This is a genomic window from Pantoea sp. B9002, assembly GCF_013385945.1.
Lineage (GTDB): Bacteria > Pseudomonadota > Gammaproteobacteria > Enterobacterales > Enterobacteriaceae > Pantoea.
The window spans coordinates 105,984-122,655 of record NZ_JACAPA010000027.1; the positions used below are offsets into that span (position 1 = coordinate 105,984).

Here is a 16,672-nt window from a genome sequence, read left to right on the forward strand (position 1 = left end):
CTGCCGTACGCGTTTTGTCTTTTCTCTGCATGAGGAAAACAACGTGTTTAAATTAAATCCGGTGTTACTAAGCCTTGTGGCTGCGCAAGGCGTGATGTTCCCTGTGTTGCCGACAACGGCTGCGATATTAAGACCTTACACGCCTGAAGTGAATGACAATAAAGTTGGCGCTTATTGTCTTTGCAATGGCAGCACGCAAACGCTGAACGGATTGCCGCAGTTCGCGCCCGGTGAAAGTGGCGTGGGCAGCGTTACGATTGGCGAGTTGCGATCGATTGGCCGTATTATCAATGACAATGTGATTGGTGCGGAACGATTACAAATTGGGCCGCAAAATCACACCATTGGCATTCTCGATCCCAATTATCATACCTATAACAATTATCAGGTGTTTAATAGCGCAGAACTGGTTGATTTACCTTCGGTTGATCTCCAAACCGTCGTGCCAGATTATTTTGATGTGAATGACAAACAATATATCGATGCGCGTGTTGCGTCAGTCAGCAACGGAACCTTGAACGTCGATATTGGCAAGCACGATGCCGCAATCAATTCCTCCAGTAATAGCTGGTCGATGGCAGTGAAGCAAAGCCAGTTATTTACCGCCAGTAAGAAAGGGAATTTGAACTGGAATTCTAACAACCGCATCATCTTTACCGCGGGCACCACACCGTATGGTGGCGATCGTTTAGCTTACGATGTCGGCAACGTGGTGGAATATGCCGGTGAATTTAGCGTCGGCACTTACGATGGTGGCACCACACAATTCAACGTCACTAATCTCTACGAATTGCGCAAATACAATGACTGGCTGATTGGTCAACTCTCCAACGGCAACATCATTACCGATAACTACAACACCGAATTTAATAAAGCTTTTAAACTGCGCGATGGTCGCGTGGTGTATCGCATGAGCACCAACAATTACGATGATGAAGTGGCGTTGCCGATATTCGATCAAGTGGTACTCAGCGCTGATGGGCCAAAAGCGACAGTCAAAATCAATCGTGGCAAAACGCTCGAAGTGGTGAACAGCGATAGCGCGGTAATGCGCGCCAGCAACGGCGCGAAAGCGATTATCGACGGCAAGCTTTCCAGCACCGGTTCGGGTTTGGAATTGCTGCACGGCGCGCGTGGATTCAATAACGGCGTGATCAACAGCGGCTTCCTTAATAACGCTGATGGCAAAGGCGTGGATCTCAGCACTATCGGCAACGGCGGAACCGCGGTTAGCGCCGCGTATGGCAGCAAATTTATCAATCGTGGCGTGATCAATCTGCAACCCGGTGCTGGATACAGCGCGGGCATCACCACCTACAACAGCAAGGTAGTCAATCACGGTAATATCAATGTCGGCGTCAGTGACGTTTCCAACGGTGGCTCAGCGTCTGGCGTGATGCCGAGCAGCGATGGGCAAGGTAGCTTTGTGAACGCCAAAGACGGCACGATTTACATCGGACGTTCACCGCAAAATCGCAAAAATGATGCCACGCAAGATGTCGCGGTCAACATGAGCGGCGGCGTTAACGGCATCTCGCAACTGCTTGATTCCAGCGCCATCAATAACGGCCATATTGTTATCGGCTCCAAAGTACAAAATGCCACGGGCATGCGCGTGGAACTGGCTCCGCACGCGACTACCATCAACAACGGCGTGATTGATATCAACGGCCAGGCGCAGCCCAATCCGGCAGAAAACGTTGGCATGTTGGTGCTCGATTCCGGCAGCCTTAGCAACAAAGTGATCAATGCCGGAGCCATCAATGTGAATGGCTTCAACAGCACCGGTCTTAAAGTCATCGCACGTGATGGCAATGATTCCGAGGCATATTCCAGCGGTGCGATTAACGTTCTCGGCGATGGCGATCGCTACGGAACATCCTATAACACGGCGGTTTGGGTGAAGGGCGATCCCGGCGGCACCGCCTACGCCAATCTTACCGGGCCGATTCGCCTCGGCGGCACCAACGGGATTGGTATTCGCGCGGAAGGCAGTGCCGCCATTGATGTCAGCGCCAATTCAATTCCCGTTTCCGTTCCCAGCTCAAGTCTGTTCACCGGACGACAAATCAGTTTCTACGCCATTGGTCCCAACGCCAGAATCAATTTACCCGCCAACGGCAGTTATCTCTCATCGGTTTACGGCGGCACGATTTTCCGCGTTGAGGATGGCGCAGACTTCGATGGCACAGGCCGCACGCTGTCGATGACCAACAGCTTCGCCACCGGCGTATATGGCAGCGGCCAGTACACTGACGTGAACACTAATGGCGGCAGGTTCAATATTTCTGGCATGTATGCGCGCGGCATTGAAATTACCGATGGTGCGCAAGCCACCATAGATGCCAATGCGCGCATCAAATTGCTTGGCATCGGCGCGACGGCCGCCATTGCCGACGGCAACAAATACACCTTATTAGGCGAAGCCATCAATCCGGCAACACAGTTCAATCCCGATACGTTGTTGATCAACCATGCGCCACTGAGCGGTGTTGCCAATAATCAGGAAGCGTTGATCGTCAAAAATCAGGCGCAATTGATTAACACCGGCGACATCACTTTAGGCGGGAGAAACACCACCGGGATTCGGGCGGAATCTGGCGCGTTTGCCTTTAACCGTGGCGTAATTACCGTGACAGGCAACAGTACCGGCCTGTATGCCAATGGAGATCCGCAATACGGTGATGGGCAAACCTTGACGCAGGTATTCAACAACGGTTTGTTGAACGTTTATAGCGTCGATGGCATGAACTTGTTCACCAGCAAAGGTGTGGTGGCCTTTAATGAGCTGGCGCGGATCTACCAAAGCGGCACTATCAATCTTTACGGCACTAACGCGATGGCAGGATCGGTATTTGCTGGCGGCTTGTTGGAGTTGGGTGATGGCAATCGCGTGGAGTTTCACGATCCCAACCAATTCGGTTTTCGTGCCGCCGATCCTGGAACGCGCTTGATCACCCACGGCGGCGTTACTCAAGTCGGAGCCGATAATGCGCTGTTGTACGAGATCGTTAATGGTGCGAGGCTGGATGCCGCAACGCCGGGCAGCGTCTCGTTATATGGAAACAGCATCACCGGCATCGATGTCAGCGGGCCGGGCGCTTTGGTGTCCAGCACCGATAGTTACTTCACCACGGGCAAAAATGTCACCGTGCTGCGTGCCAGCGACACTGCAAAAGCTTTCATCACCAGTAACATTGCGATGCATGGTGAATTCAGCACGGCGGCAATCGCCAGTGGCGGCGGAACGCAAGTGTCCGTCGCCGCACCCATCACCGGCAGCGCAGACAATATTACCGCGTTTGACGTCAGTTCAGGCGCGCGCCTCGTCAATCAGCAGCAAGGCTCGGTGAATTTCACCGGTTACAATAGCACCGGCGCGCGCATCTACAACGGCGGCCATTTGACCAATCGTGGCAGCATCTTCATTGCTTCCGGCATCGGTGTCGATGTCGGCAGCGGCTATAACCAATACGTGCCGATAAAAGGCCGTTTGCAGGTTGATGATGGCATCGCAGCGATACGTGTCGGTAACGCTGGCTGGCTAAATATTGTTGGCGATGGGCAGGCCGCAAGCACCATTCAGGCGCGAGGCGGTGCGGATGGCGTGCGGCTGGAGCCGGGTGCACGCGGCTTTGAAGCCAGCGACATCACTATTCTCAGCTACAGCAGCGGTAGCGCGATCAACAATATTGCCGAAAGCACTAATATCTCTCTGAAAAACGTGGTGTTGGATGTTTACGGCGGCAATGGTGTGCGTTCAGTGACGTCGTTGGATCCCAACGGTAAAGTGCACATCAATGTGGCTGGCAACGGCACAGGCTACCTTTTCGAAAATGTCGATGGAGTCAGCACCACCAACAGTCTGGTGCTGGGTAAAGATTACTCGATTGTGGTGTCGGGTGAAGGTACTGGCATTCGCGCTAACACCGACGGAAAAGTGATTTCGCGCGGCGTGATCGACATTCTCGATGCGGATGGCGGGTCGGCGATTGTCACCCGCAATGCCAGCCAGGTGATCAATCAGGGAACAATCAGTTCACAAAGTCGCGTGTCGCCGCTGATTGATTTGCGCGGCGGGCAAACGCTCTTCATCAATCAGGGAACCATCAACGCGCCGTTCCCGGATCAAGTGGTGGTGGCGGGCGGCGCAGGCAGTAATGTTATCGCATTGCTGGATGGTTCAGTGATCGGCGATGTAAATACCGGCGACGGCAGCGATGAACTGGTGGTGACCGGCGGCACGCTGAACGGCAGCCTGACGATGGGCAAGGGTGCGGCGAATCAGGCGACGGTGCAGAAAGTTAGCCTGACCGACACCCGTCACATCACCACCGAAAACGGCGCAGGCAGCACGCTCAACCTCAGCGAACTGACGGCGCGCGGCGGCTCGTTTACCAGCGATGATGCCAGCAAAGGCACCAACCTCGGCGCGGGCTGGAGCACGCTCAACTTCTTCGCCACCCAATGGACGCTAACCGACAACATCAAACTGGCGCACAGCACCATCAATATCGACGCCGGTAGTACGCTGTTTGCCGGCGATAACGTCAATCCGCTGCTGCAAGGCGCGACCGATGATTCGCTGATAGTTAAGAACGCCGGTACGCTGGATCTCACCAACGGCGGCAACGCGGCGGCGAATGTTTTAACCATTGATGGCGAACTGGCATCGGCGGGCGGCAGCCTGAAACTCAACTCTACCGCCACGCAGAGCGACAACCTGCGCGTAAACGGCAATGTGTCGGGCACCACTTTTATCGACGACACGCTGATCGGCGGCCCGCAGCTGGACAGCAATCGCGACGGCGTGATTGCCGCCAACGAAGGCGTGTCGCTGGCGCAGGTAACCGGCAGCGCCAGCGCAACCAGTTTTGCGCTCAAGAGCGGCTATGTGGCGTCCGGGCCGTGGCAATACGGTTTAGCCAGCTTCGCGCCGGGCAGTTCAACATCCGGTGCGTGGGATTATCGACTCGCTAACACCTTTGTCTGTGAAGACGGTTCGCTGTGCCAGCCACAAGCGGGCAGCAATCAGCGTGCCGCGCGGCTGGCCGTGACGCCGCAGGTGCCGTCTTACATCTCCGCGCCGGTTGGTTTGGCGTATTACTCGCTGGCGGTGACCGACGATCTGCATAAACGTCTTGGCGAACTGCGTCAGCAGCAAACCGCGTCCGATGCCGTGGGCGGCGAGATGTTTATCCGCTATCTCGGCTCCAATCTGAAATATCAAAGCAATCGCGGTTTGGCCGATTACGGCTACGACTTCGATCTGGATTACAGCGCGGTGCAACTGGGCGGCAACGTGCTGCGCGCCGACGGCCCGCAAGACAGCTTGCGCGGCGGCGTGGCCTATACGCGCGGTAACACACGCATTCGTCCTCACGCAGCCGACGGTTACAGCTCCACCAGCTTCGACAGCGACAGCATTTCGCTGTACGGCACCTGGCTGCGCGACAGCGGATTCTACCTCGATGGCTCGCTGAGTTGGGGTTGGTATCGCGGTGAAACCGACATCGCCCGGCAGAAAGAGGTGGCATCACCGAAAGGCAACGGCTGGACGGCGTCGGTGGAATCGGGCTATCCGTTCACCTTCGCCAACGGCGTGCGCCTCGAACCGCAGGCGCAAATCACCTGGCTGCAGATGAAGATGGACAGCTTCACCGATCAAGATCGCACGCGCGTGTCGTACAACGATTACGATCAAACCATCGGCCGACTCGGCGCGCGCCTCGATCGCACCTGGCTGGACGCCAGCCAGAATGCCTACACGCCGTATGTTCGCGCCAACTACTACAAAGGCTGGGGCGGCACCGCGAAAACCAAAATCGGTGCGGCAGATGCGGAAGGCAGCCAAACCTTTGAGAGCGGGAAGTTTGGTCAGATGTGGGATGTCGGCTTAGGCGGCAGCGCCACGCTGAATAACGACGTTGCGCTGTATGCCGAAGCGGATTACCGCAAAGAGATCGACGGCAACGGCGCCAAAGGCTGGCGCTATAACGCGGGCGTGAGGTGGTCGTTTTAACATTTAGCGCATCAAAATGTTCTCTTCATATCGCCCATGCTGAACTCTTCAGCATGGGCGATATGCCATATGCAGCAGTAATTATTGATTATTTCATTGTGAAATAAACATTTATCGCTATCTATATGCTGATTATGAATTTCATCCTTTTAACCCGATCTTGTATGGTACTTGAAAGGGTTTCAACCCCTTGCATTATAAGAATTAATTATTACTACTTCCTATTTTTCACCTGGGGTAAATCATGCTTAATATTAAATCTCTCTTATCGGGAGCTATTCTATCGTCTGCATTATTAACGGCATCCGTTTATGCGCAGGAAGAGGCGGGCGTTGCGGCTAAATTTAATTTTCAGGTGAAACCTGATGCAAAATTACAGTCTTTATTACCGCAAGAGATCATTCAGAAAGGTTATGTGATTGCCGGAACCAATCCTAATACACCGCCCACCACGTTTTTCCTGGAAGATAATAAAACCTTATCCGGTCGCGACGTCGATATCATGAATGCGATTGGTCAGCGTCTGGGTTTGAAAGTCATCTGGAAAGATACCGGCGGCTTCGACAACATTATTCCAGGCTTAAAAACCGGTCGCTTTGATGCGGTGCTGTCAAATATTCGACCGAGCCAAAAGCGTTTTGCGCAAATCGACTTCGTTAGTTATTTCGACAGTTCACGCCAGGCGGTGATTTCGCGGAAAGATAAAAACGTGCCGCCGTTTACCCGCTTAACTGCACTCTGCGGCGAAACCGTCGGCGCAGGCGTGGGCACGGCGCAGATTGAGTTTCTCAACGAAGCCAGCAAAACCTGCATCAGTGAAAATAAACCGGCGATCAACGTTGCAGTATTCCCGAGCCGTCCTGATGGCGTAGTCGCGGTATTAAGCGGCAGAACGTCGTTTTATTACGGTCCGTGGGAAGGGTTGGCGTATCAGGCCGCGCAGCTGAAAAATCTGGCAATTACCGGTGAAATCAGCGTGCAGGAACCACCAATGTCAATCGGATTACCGAAGGGATCGCCAATAGAGAAGGCGGTTCAGGCGGCGTTGAACTCGTTAATTCAGGATGGCACTTACCAAAAAATTCTCGATCACTGGTTCATCGGCTACGGCGCGGTGAAAGAAGCCAAACTCAATGAAGACGTGTTCGCTAAACAGTCATAGGAAAAGGTATGAGCGGATTCCGCATCGTTAGCAGAACGCGCAAAGCCAGTGCGCAGCAGATTGCGGCCTATCAGGATTTGCCAGTGGCGAATATCAGCGATGCCATGCAGCGCTTGACGGCGGGCGGGGCCAATCTGCGGCCTTATCACGCCGGTGGCTACATGGCGGGTGCCGCGCTCACGGTTAAGTGTCGGCCTGGCGATAATTTGCTGGTGCACTACGCGTTAAATATCGCTGAACCCGGCGATGTGATTGTGGTGGACGCCGGTGGTGATGTGACCAACGCGATTGTCGGCGAGCTGATGCTGACGTATGCGGCGAAGAAGCGCATCGCTGGCGTGGTGATTAACGGCGCAGTGCGCGACAGCCTGAGTATCCGCAACAATGCTTTGCCGGTGTATGCGGCGGGCATCACGCATCGCGGGCCCTATAAAGACGGCCCCGGCGAAGTGAATGTGCCGATTTCGTTAAATGGCATGGTGATTGAAGCGGGTGATCTTATTGTCGGTGATGATGATGGCGTGCTGTGCGTGCCTTTTGATCACATTGATGAGATTCACGAGTTGGCCAGCGCGCGCCACAGCGGTGAAATCGCCAAACTGCAGGCCATCGCCGAAGGGCGCAATAAACGCGATTGGGTCGAGAAGAAATTGCGCGAGTTGGGCTGCGAGTTTCCATCGTAGGGCGATATTAATAGTAATCTGTATCTTTAAAGGGCCGCTTTCATTTCCATAAATAAACCACGCACAGATGTATCCAGATAATTGAGATAACTTTCAACTGAAAGGGTTCGTGCTAGTGTGGCTGAGTCAATGAAACGACTCATTTGAGCATTAAATTCGCGGCTCCTGATAATATCCGGAAGTTGTTTGATTGCATGCTCAACTAAGCCGGAGTAATTAATCACCCCATAATCTTTGATTTTTGACGTGACGAGTTCAGGAACGAGCTTCGCTCCACGAGTGATCAACCAAGCCAGATCCCAAATATCACGATGACGAATTTTCACCGAGTCTGCAGCCACAGCTCTTCCTTGGTTATCGAGTAGTGAAGTAGGGAAGGCCAATACTTTGTCTGCCAGGATTTCATCAAGGGTTTCCGCGTTAACCAACACGACCGGCATTCCGACTAAAAAATCATAGTTGACTCTAAGCGCGACTAATTCACGGGTGTAGGCAGGAATATTGGCGATTTCTAATTTTATTTTCTGACGTGGCATGGCGGGATTTTCCTGGGCGGTTTCAATAGAGATCCACCATTTTTCCACGCGAACGTGATTTATACCGTCTTCTCCCACTTTAGCGGGCTTATTATTTACCACGACATTAAGCCCAAATCGCTCGCCGATTCGCTTCTCAACACAGGTTTTAATTTTTTGCATGCTATCTGCTGAGAAGTCGCTACCACCAGCAAAGTCGAGGTCCTCGCTAAAGCGATCTGATCCTCTACACAGTCTTAGTGATGTTCCTCCCTGAAATACAATGTCTTTTAGCAACCCTTCAGCATCAAGTGCATGAAAAATTTCATAATGAAGCAATTCCTTTTCAACGACCGGACGCATCTTTGACAGTGAGGCATTAGCCATCGCTAAATCGACGAGTTGATTAAAATCGGTTTTATCAATGATCATGCAATTTCCCCTTCCTGGTATGCTTGCATAGCTTCTTCTTCCACCATATTGGTGTTTCGTCCTACGCGTAACAGATCACGAATTGCTGCACTTTGGGTTGCGATGCGTAAAGGCCGACCTTTAGCGACCAGGGTATTTTTGACAATTTGCGCAACGTTACGTTTGGTATGGGTGAATTCAATGGTGCCATAAGGCGTATCAATTAAACCACTCGCACCGGTGGTCATTAATGTCATGCGATTGATGGGAATCTGAGAAATTACTCCATATTCCGACAATACTGATTCAAGGCTCACATAAGACATGCTTCCCGGACGAAGTGCTTTAGCAATTTCTTCCATCATCCAGCGGTTTCTGGATGAAGCGTTCGGATTCACATACAGGCCACGCGCGACTCGCTGCAGCAACTTGTCATCGACCATCCGCTTCAACGATTGCTCCATCGATTTGTCGGATTCAAGTGGGAAGAGCTTCGCGAGATCCTTTTTTGGCAGCACATAAATGCCTTTACGATCCATCTCGGCGAGCTTATTGATCAGCTCAAGTCTTTTCATAAGTTAAACTCAACCCCTCACTTTTAATGGGTTCGCATTAACATAAGAGTAGGGAGTGAAATAGAGTGAGTCAAGATAAGTTGCTTTCAACCCCTCAAAGATGAGGGGTTAGAGGTGATTTAATTTACTGGCGACCAAAATCATCACACATGCACTTGCTGCGTGCGCCGATCCCTTACCGTGACATACAAAAACGCCAGCACGAACAGCGCCGCGTAGATCACCACAATGGTTGGGCCCGGCGCACTATCGAGGAAGAACGAGGCGTACACGCCGCTGAAACCCGTCACCACCGCAATGCCAATCGCCAGCAGCATCACCTGCACGAAACGACGCGCCAGCAGCAAAGCGATAGCGCCAGGCGCGATCAGCATCGAAATCGACAGAATCACGCCCACCGATTTCAGTGCGGCGACGATGGTTAACGAGATCAAACACAGCAAGCCGTAATGCATCAATTTACCGTTGATGCCACAGGCGCGCGCCTGATTGGGATCGAACGCGTGCAGCAGCAAATCTCGCCACTTGATGCCAATCAGCAGGCTAACAATCACCGCGATGGCCGCAGTCTGGATGATATCCGCCAGGCTGATGCCCAACATATCGCCGAACAAGATGTGGTCGAGATGCACTTCGGGCTGCAATTTCAGATACAGCACCAAACCGGCGCCAAACATGCCGGAGAAGACGATGCCCATTACCGTGTCGGGTTTGATGCGGCTGTTTTCGCTGATGTAGCCGGTTGCGACGGCGCACACCATGCCAGCGACAAACGCGCCAATGACGTACGGCAAGCCAATCAGCCAGGCGATCACCACGCCGGGAAATACCGCGTGGCTCATCGCATCACCGAGTAACGACCAACCTTTTAGCACCAGAAATGCCGACAGCATCGCGCACGGCAGCGACAGTATTAAGGTGGTGATCAGCGCCATGTTCATGAATTCGAACTGGAAAGGACTCAACAATAACTCAGCCATTTACGCCGTCCTCCATGGTCTGACGCGCACGGCGGCGCGAAGCCAGCACACCATGTTTTGGCGCGAAGACAAAGGCCACTAAAAACACCAGCGTTTGCGCCACCACAATCACACCGCCGGTCGCGCCATCGAGGAAGTAGCTGCTCCATGCGCCGAGGAAACTGGTGACGCTGCCGATGGTCACGGCGATTAGCAACAGGCGCGGAAAACGATCGGTCAGCAAATAGGCGGTTGCACCGGGCGTCACCACCAGACAAATCACCATAAAGGCACCGACGGTTTGCAGCGCGGCGACGGTGGACGCCGAGAGCAGGGTAAAGAACAAAATCTTCAGCCGCAGGGTATTCAAACCGAGTGAACGCGCGTGGCTCTCGTCGAAGAAGGTCACCATCAGATCTTTCCACTTCAGCAGCAGAATGGTCAGGGTGATAAAGCCAATCGCGCCGAGCTGCCAGATATCAGCAGGCGCGACCGACAAAATATTGCCCAGCACGATGGTTTGAATATTCACCGACGTGGGATTGAGCGACACCAGAAACAGGCCGATGCCGAAAAACGACGAGAAGATCAGGCCAATAATGGCATCTTCTTTTAAGCGCGTGCGCTGATTGAGAAACAGCATGCTGCCCGCCGCCAGCCCGCCGGACAGAAACGCGCCGAGCGAAAAGGGCAATCCAAGCATATACGCGCCCGCCACGCCGGGCACAATCGAGTGCGACAGCGCATCACCGATCAGTGACCAGCCTTTCAGCATCAGGAAGCAGGAGAGAAAGGCGCAAATCGCGCCGACCAGCGCGGCGATCCACATCGCATTCAGCATGTATTGATAGCCAAACGGCTCAATAATCCACGACATGGTTCGCTCCCCGGTCAGGATTTTTGTCTTTCATCAGCTGCATCAACACTGCGTTACGCTCATGCAGCGCACCGTCAAAGGTCTGCGCCAGATTATCGGCGGTGAAAGTGTCATGCAGTAAGCCGCTCGCCAGCACGGTATTTTTCACCAGTACGCAGCGATCGCAGAAATCGGGGATGGCGTTGAGATCGTGGGTGGAAACCAGCATGGTGCGGCCTTCGTCGCGCAGCTCCTTCAGCAGGGTGATAATCGCGGCTTCGGTTTTGACGTCCACGCCGGTAAACGGCTCATCCAGCAGGATAATCTGACCGCTCTGCGCCAGCGCGCGCGCCAGAAAAACGCGTTTCTTCTGCCCGCCCGACAGCTCGCCAATCTGACGATGGCGATAAGCGCTCATTCCCACGCGTTCCAGCGCCTGGTCAACGCTCTGTTTATCGGCGGCACGCGGAATACGCAGCATGCCCATATAGCCGTAACGGCCCATCATCACCACATCTTCCACCAGTACCGGGAAGCTCCAGTCCACTTCCTCCGACTGCGGAACATAGGACACGATATTGTGTTTCAGCGCCTTATTGGCCGGCAAACCGGCCAGCGTTACCGCGCCCGAAGAGAGCGGCACAAATCCCATGATCGCTTTGAACAGCGTGGATTTGCCGGAGCCGTTGACGCCAATCAGCGCGGTGATGCTGCCCGCGGGCACGCTAAAAGAGGCTTTACGCAGCGCCGTGTGGCCGTTGCGGTAGGTCACACCCACATTCTCGACGATTAATCCTGCGGCTGGGTTCATTTCTGGCTTCCTTCTGTGATGCCTTTCACCACGGTTTCGGTGGTGACGCGCAGCAGATCCAGATAGGTCGGCACCGGACCCTCGCTGTTGCTCAGCGAATCGACGTACAACACGCCGCCGTAATGAATGCCGGCTTCACGCGCCACTTGCTGCGCGGGTTTGGCAGAGATGGTGCTTTCACTAAAGATGGCAGGAATTTGATGATCGCGCACCGCATCGATCACTTTACGCACCTGCTGCGGCGTACCTTGCTGATCGGCGTTAATCGGCCACAAATAGAGCTCTTTCAAAGCGAAATCGCGCGCCAGATAGGAGAAGGCACCTTCACTGGTCACCAGCCAGCGTTTATCGGCGGGCAGCTTGTCGATAGCGGCACGCATCGGCGCGATGGTTTGCTGAATCTGCGCTTTGTAGCGCTCAGCGTTGGCCTGATAAATCGCGGCATTGGCGGGATCGTATTTCTGCAGCGCGTTGCGGATGTTATCGACGTAGATCAGCGCATTATCCGGCGACATCCACGCATGCGGATTGGGTTTGCCATTGTACGGACCTTCCGTAATGCCCATCGGTTCAATGCCTTGCGTCACGGTCACCTGCGGCACATCGTTCAGACGCTGGTAAAACCGGCTGAACCACAGTTCCAGATTAAAGCCGTTTACCAAAATCAGATTGGCACCCTGCGCCCGACGAATATCGCCTGGCGTGGGTTGGTATTCGTGGATTTCTGCACCGGTTTTGGTAATCGACGTCACGTCCGCCGCATCGCCCGCGACGTTTTTCGCCATATCGGCGATCACCGTAAAGGTGGTCACCACTTTGAGTTTTTCAGCCGCTGACGCGGTAAACGCGCTGAGTGACAGCAGGACGGCAATCGCAGGCAAAAGGCGTTGAGTAAACATGATCATCTCCAGAGGAATATAGCCAATGCTATAATATATAGCTGATGCTATCTGTATGAGTCATTTTTGTTCACAACGCCAGTGCAAAGACAAAAATTTACGAAAGGGGAACGGAAAATAAAGGCAGGATTTTGTAGGGTGCACATTCATGCGCACCGGTCAGCAATTCACGTTTAGATAGGCAGCGCATCAGTCAGCTGGCGTCAAAAATCACATACAACTTGCGCATGGTGTTTTCAATTACCCAGGTGCCTTCGGTATTGGCTTCAAAGAACAACGAATCGCCGGGCTTGAAGTGCAGCGTCTCTTCGCCATCCGGCGTGAAAGAGCCGTTGCCGTTGAGGAAGTGCATGATTTCGGCCTGTTTCACCGAGCGGCGATAGGAGCCGACGCCGCATTCAAATATTCCCGTATCGATATCTTCTTTACCGGGAATTACTTTCTGAATACCGGATAACGCAATGCTGCCGGTGCCGGGCAAACCTTCGACGCTGCCCCAATCTTCCATCACTGCGATAGCGGCGGGTTGGGTGATTTTTTGGACTTTCATTATTTTCCTCTGAATTAAGTGTGGTGCGGTTGAGGATCCAGGTCGCCATGAATGGCGACCCTACGGCAGCAGGCGCAGGTGGTGGAAACCACGTTGCCCAGCACGCGGCGCAGGAAATCCTGCGTGCGAGGTTCCTGCGGTGAAAGCAGGATCTGATCGGCGGGGCCTTGTTCGACAATCTGTCCGCTGTGCAGGAAACAGACGCGGTCGGCGACTTCGCGCGCGAACTGCATCTCATGGGTGACCACAATCATCGTCATGCCTTCACGCGCCAGATTGCGCATCACCTGCAGCACTTCGCCCACCAGTTCCGGATCGAGCGCTGAGGTAGGTTCATCAAACAATATCGCTTTCGGTTGCAGCGCCAGCGTGCGGGCAATCGCTACGCGCTGCTGCTGACCGCCGGAAAGTTGCGTCGGCCACGCGTTGATCTTCTCCGCCAGCCCAACCATCGCCAGCAGATCTTTGGCGCGCTTCTCCGCCACATGCCGCGGTTCGCCATTAACGTGCATCGGGCCTTCCATCACGTTCTCCAACACGCTGCGATGCGGGAACAGGTTGAAGCGCTGAAACACCATGCCGATCTGACGACGCAGATCGTTGATGCTTTTATGTTTGTTATTAACGCGCTGGCCCAGCACGTTAATGTCGCCGCCTTCGTAAGTTTCGAGGCCGTTAATGCAGCGCAAAATGGTCGATTTCCCTGAACCGGACGGGCCGATCAAACAGACCACTTCGCCTTCGCTGACGTTAAAACTCACGCCTTTCAGCACTTCGACCGGGCCGAATTTTTTGTGCACATCACGAATCTCAATCATCTCAGGCTCCTTTAATCTGGCGTTTTTCCAGCTGCTTGGTCAGCGCCAGCAACGGCAGGCACAGCACCAGATAGAGCAGCGCCACCAGCGTATACACCGTGGTGTTATCGAACGTGGATGCAGCAATCAGCTGGCCCTGACGCGTCATTTCGGTGACGGCGATGGTGGAAGCCAGCGCGGAATCTTTCAGCATCATCACCAGCGTATTGCTGTAAGGCGGCAGGGCGACATGAAATGCCTGCGGCAGCACCACGCGGCGCATCGCTTTAGGAAAACTCATGCCCATTGAGCGCGCGGCTTCGAGCTGGCCGCGATCCACCGATTCAATGCCGGCGCGGAAAATCTCAGCGATATAGGTCGAAAAGCAGAAGGCGATCCCAATCACGCTGGCCTGAAATGACGACAGCGTGATGCCAATATCGGGGAAGACAAAATAGATATAAAACAGCACCACAATCATCGGCAGGCCGCGCGTAATATTAATTACCGTCGCAATCGGCCAGGAAATTATTTTCCACGGGCACATCTTCGCCGCGGCAAAAATCAGTCCCAATGGCGTGCTGATTATCAGGGACAAAATGGTGATGTAAATCGTCATTTCGGCCCCTTTTAACAGGAAGGGCAGATAAACGTGAATACTACTCCAATCCATGATAATCCCCTGCAGATAAATTTCATTATAATGAATATCCCCGATGGCGAATCACTGTCAATCATTACCCGCTGTTCAGAGATAGCTTTTACTTATTATCGCCATATGAACAGGCTATAGGTGAAATATTACATGTTATCAAAGGGGTTAATCGTTATTTGTGAAATCACGCATTGCGGTTAAATAAAACATTGACACCACCCGCACTAATTTCATTATATTGAAAATGACGTTCGCCCTTTTCATTTGATTCAGGAGTGAGTTATGTCTGCTAATCGTTCCCGGTTATTACTCGCGTGTCTTACGGCTGCATGTTGCCTTAATGCTCAAGCGGCGGCGCTGACCGCCGGTTCACCGCCCTCCAGTGCGCCCACCACTTTTCTCGATACTCAAAGCGGTAAAATTGAAGGCTTTATGCCGGATGTGGCAGCCGAAGTGGCGAAGCGCCAGCACCTCGACATTAATTACACCGCCATTCCGTTCTCCACGCTGATTCAATCGGTGATTGCCGGCAAAATCGACATGATTGTGGCGGGCATGACGCCCACCGAAGAGCGTGCCAAACGCATTACGTTTTCTCAGCCGGTGACCGCGTTTGGCGCAGGTTTAGTGGTGCGTGATGACAATAAAAAAACCTATAACTCGTGGCAGGATGTGAAAGGTGACATCGTCGGCACCATGGCGGGCACCGATTACACCCAAAGCCTGATGGCCAGCGGCATCGCCAAAGAGGTGAAGGTGTATGACAGTCCGGCGGATATGACGCGCGATTTATCTCTCGGGCGTATTGCGGCAGGCATGAATGATTATCCGATTCTGAAAGCGCAGGAAAAAGCCGGTGGCTTGAAAGGCATGCACGTTATTGACGGTTATAAACCCGAGCATGTTTCGCCGATGGCGTTTGGTGTGAAAAAGGGCAACGATCAATTAATGGTGCAGATTAATAGCGCGCTGACCGCGATGAAAGAAGATGGCACCTTGCAGACCATTAAAACCAAATGGGGCATGCCATAACCTTCGCTGCGGCATATTTTGCTGTCTCGCACCGGTAATTTCAGCGATAAACACAGTATCAGGGAAATAAACGCGGCGACTGCGCTGTGCGAAATTGGATAAAGTTATCTGCTGGAAGGGTAAAAAACCGATGAAGAGAGTGAGTATCAGTGACGAAGCAACGGGCGCGCAGGAAGCGGATATTGGATCGCGGCTGAAACGGATTCGCAAGGCGCGCAATATGACCATCACTGATCTGGCGCAGCTGGCGAATGTGTCCGCTGGCGCCATCAGCCAGATCGAGCGCAACCTGACCAATCCCACCGTGCGCGTGTTAGAGCAGCTGCGGCTGGTGTTGAAAGTGCCGCTTTCGGCCTTCCTGGAAGAGAATCAAACCAACCTGCGCGGCGCGGAACACTTTGTTCGTCGCGCGATTGAGCGGCCGCATTTTAATGTCGGCAAGCGCGGGATATCCAAGGAGATGCTGTCGCCGTCCGGCGATCACGATTTGCAGTTTATGTTCATCAATGTGCCGCCGGGCGTGCGTTCCGATGAGATGTTGATGGGCAAGGGCGAGAAGGCCGGTTTGGTGATGGAAGGTGAGTTGATGCTGGAGATTGATGGCGACAGCGCCATATTAACCGCGGGCGACAGCTTCCAGTTCCAGAGCCATTTACCGCATAACATTTTTAACCATAGCGCGAGTGAAGCCAGAGTGTTGTGGATCATGCACATTCCCTCTGAACATCATTTGTGATTTCGTCAC

General features: G+C 53.4%; 14 protein-coding genes. 5 read left to right on the forward strand and 9 right to left on the reverse strand.

Annotation, left to right across the window (positions count from 1 at the left end; translation table 11 throughout):
• Window positions 1–43: 43 nt before the first annotated feature.
• The 3 genes from HX773_RS14750 to HX773_RS14760 all read left to right on the forward strand — a co-directional run bounded on the left by HX773_RS14750 (window position 44) and on the right by HX773_RS14760 (window position 7,867).
• Window positions 44–6,022, forward strand: coding sequence for an autotransporter outer membrane beta-barrel domain-containing protein (locus tag HX773_RS14750; RefSeq protein ID WP_176972143.1), 5,979 nt, complete (start codon window positions 44–46; stop codon window positions 6,020–6,022).
• 244 nt (window positions 6,023–6,266) lie between these two features.
• Window positions 6,267–7,184 carry an ABC transporter substrate-binding protein gene (locus HX773_RS14755; RefSeq protein ID WP_176972144.1) on the forward strand — a complete coding sequence of 306 codons (918 nt, stop codon included), beginning with the start codon at window positions 6,267–6,269 and terminating at the stop codon, window positions 7,182–7,184.
• An 8-nt stretch (window positions 7,185–7,192) separates the two neighbouring features.
• On the forward strand, window positions 7,193–7,867 hold the full coding sequence (locus HX773_RS14760) for an RraA family protein (protein ID WP_176972145.1): 675 nt from the start codon (window positions 7,193–7,195) through the stop codon (window positions 7,865–7,867).
• Window positions 7,868–7,893: 26 nt separating this feature from the next.
• On the opposite strand, the gene HX773_RS14765 is transcribed toward HX773_RS14760, so the two are convergent.
• The 9 genes from HX773_RS14765 to HX773_RS14805 form a co-directional block, all read right to left on the reverse strand.
• Window positions 7,894–8,814 (reverse strand): nucleotidyl transferase AbiEii/AbiGii toxin family protein, encoded by a 921-nt coding sequence (locus HX773_RS14765; RefSeq protein ID WP_176972146.1) that lies wholly within the window; start codon window positions 8,812–8,814, stop codon window positions 7,894–7,896.
• Window positions 8,811–9,368: a type IV toxin-antitoxin system AbiEi family antitoxin gene (gene abiEi / locus HX773_RS14770; RefSeq protein ID WP_176972147.1), complete on the reverse strand. Its 558-nt coding sequence runs from the start codon at window positions 9,366–9,368 to the stop codon at window positions 8,811–8,813. Before abiEi ends, HX773_RS14765 begins: the two co-directional genes overlap by 4 nt.
• Before the next feature lie 143 nt (window positions 9,369–9,511).
• A complete protein-coding gene (locus HX773_RS14775; RefSeq protein ID WP_176972148.1) occupies window positions 9,512–10,348 on the reverse strand; it encodes a metal ABC transporter permease in 837 nt (278 codons plus the stop codon).
• Window positions 10,341–11,204, reverse strand: a complete 864-nt coding sequence (gene sitC, locus HX773_RS14780; RefSeq protein WP_176972149.1) for an iron/manganese ABC transporter permease subunit SitC — start codon at window positions 11,202–11,204, stop codon at window positions 10,341–10,343. The genes HX773_RS14775 and sitC overlap by 8 nt, the downstream gene beginning before the upstream one ends.
• Window positions 11,188–11,994: a manganese/iron ABC transporter ATP-binding protein gene (locus HX773_RS14785; protein ID WP_176972150.1), complete on the reverse strand. Its 807-nt coding sequence runs from the start codon at window positions 11,992–11,994 to the stop codon at window positions 11,188–11,190. Before HX773_RS14785 ends, sitC begins: the two co-directional genes overlap by 17 nt.
• Window positions 11,991–12,893, reverse strand: a complete 903-nt coding sequence (locus tag HX773_RS14790) for a metal ABC transporter substrate-binding protein (protein ID WP_176972151.1) — start codon at window positions 12,891–12,893, stop codon at window positions 11,991–11,993. Before HX773_RS14790 ends, HX773_RS14785 begins: the two co-directional genes overlap by 4 nt.
• A gap of 193 nt (window positions 12,894–13,086) precedes the next feature.
• Entirely contained in the window at window positions 13,087–13,443 is a 357-nt protein-coding gene (locus HX773_RS14795) for a cupin domain-containing protein (RefSeq protein ID WP_176972152.1), read from the reverse strand.
• Window positions 13,444–13,457: 14 nt separating this feature from the next.
• Complete coding sequence (locus tag HX773_RS14800; RefSeq protein WP_176972153.1) at window positions 13,458–14,261, reverse strand: amino acid ABC transporter ATP-binding protein; 804 nt, start codon at window positions 14,259–14,261, stop codon at window positions 13,458–13,460.
• Window position 14,262: 1 nt separating this feature from the next.
• Complete coding sequence (locus tag HX773_RS14805; RefSeq protein ID WP_008108724.1) at window positions 14,263–14,913, reverse strand: amino acid ABC transporter permease; 651 nt, start codon at window positions 14,911–14,913, stop codon at window positions 14,263–14,265.
• Between the two features lie 264 nt (window positions 14,914–15,177).
• Here HX773_RS14805 and HX773_RS14810 point away from each other — a divergent pair, with 264 nt between their 5' ends.
• Window positions 15,178–15,927 carry an ABC transporter substrate-binding protein gene (locus HX773_RS14810; protein ID WP_176972154.1) on the forward strand — a complete coding sequence of 250 codons (750 nt, stop codon included), beginning with the start codon at window positions 15,178–15,180 and terminating at the stop codon, window positions 15,925–15,927.
• Between the two features lie 130 nt (window positions 15,928–16,057).
• Complete coding sequence (locus HX773_RS14815) at window positions 16,058–16,663, forward strand: cupin domain-containing protein (protein ID WP_176972155.1); 606 nt, start codon at window positions 16,058–16,060, stop codon at window positions 16,661–16,663.
• Window positions 16,664–16,672 lie beyond the last annotated feature (9 nt).

What these genes read in the sequence shown, in the direction of transcription:
- HX773_RS14785 (WP_176972150.1), bottom strand. Translation starts at nt 11,994, where the DNA reads ATGAACCCAGCCGCAGGATTAATCGTCGAGAATGTGGGTGTGACCTAC.
- HX773_RS14800 (WP_176972153.1), bottom strand. Translation starts at nt 14,261, where the DNA reads ATGATTGAGATTCGTGATGTGCACAAAAAATTCGGCCCGGTCGAAGTG.
- sitC (WP_176972149.1), bottom strand. Translation starts at nt 11,204, where the DNA reads ATGTCGTGGATTATTGAGCCGTTTGGCTATCAATACATGCTGAATGCG.
- HX773_RS14795 (WP_176972152.1), bottom strand. Translation starts at nt 13,443, where the DNA reads ATGAAAGTCCAAAAAATCACCCAACCCGCCGCTATCGCAGTGATGGAA.
- HX773_RS14790 (WP_176972151.1), bottom strand. Translation starts at nt 12,893, where the DNA reads ATGTTTACTCAACGCCTTTTGCCTGCGATTGCCGTCCTGCTGTCACTC.
- HX773_RS14805 (WP_008108724.1), bottom strand. Translation starts at nt 14,913, where the DNA reads ATGGATTGGAGTAGTATTCACGTTTATCTGCCCTTCCTGTTAAAAGGG.
- HX773_RS14775 (WP_176972148.1), bottom strand. Translation starts at nt 10,348, where the DNA reads ATGGCTGAGTTATTGTTGAGTCCTTTCCAGTTCGAATTCATGAACATG.
- HX773_RS14810 (WP_176972154.1), top strand. Translation starts at nt 15,178, where the DNA reads ATGTCTGCTAATCGTTCCCGGTTATTACTCGCGTGTCTTACGGCTGCA.
- HX773_RS14755 (WP_176972144.1), top strand. Translation starts at nt 6,267, where the DNA reads ATGCTTAATATTAAATCTCTCTTATCGGGAGCTATTCTATCGTCTGCA.
- abiEi (WP_176972147.1), bottom strand. Translation starts at nt 9,368, where the DNA reads ATGAAAAGACTTGAGCTGATCAATAAGCTCGCCGAGATGGATCGTAAA.
- HX773_RS14760 (WP_176972145.1), top strand. Translation starts at nt 7,193, where the DNA reads ATGAGCGGATTCCGCATCGTTAGCAGAACGCGCAAAGCCAGTGCGCAG.
- HX773_RS14765 (WP_176972146.1), bottom strand. Translation starts at nt 8,814, where the DNA reads ATGATCATTGATAAAACCGATTTTAATCAACTCGTCGATTTAGCGATG.
- HX773_RS14815 (WP_176972155.1), top strand. Translation starts at nt 16,058, where the DNA reads ATGAAGAGAGTGAGTATCAGTGACGAAGCAACGGGCGCGCAGGAAGCG.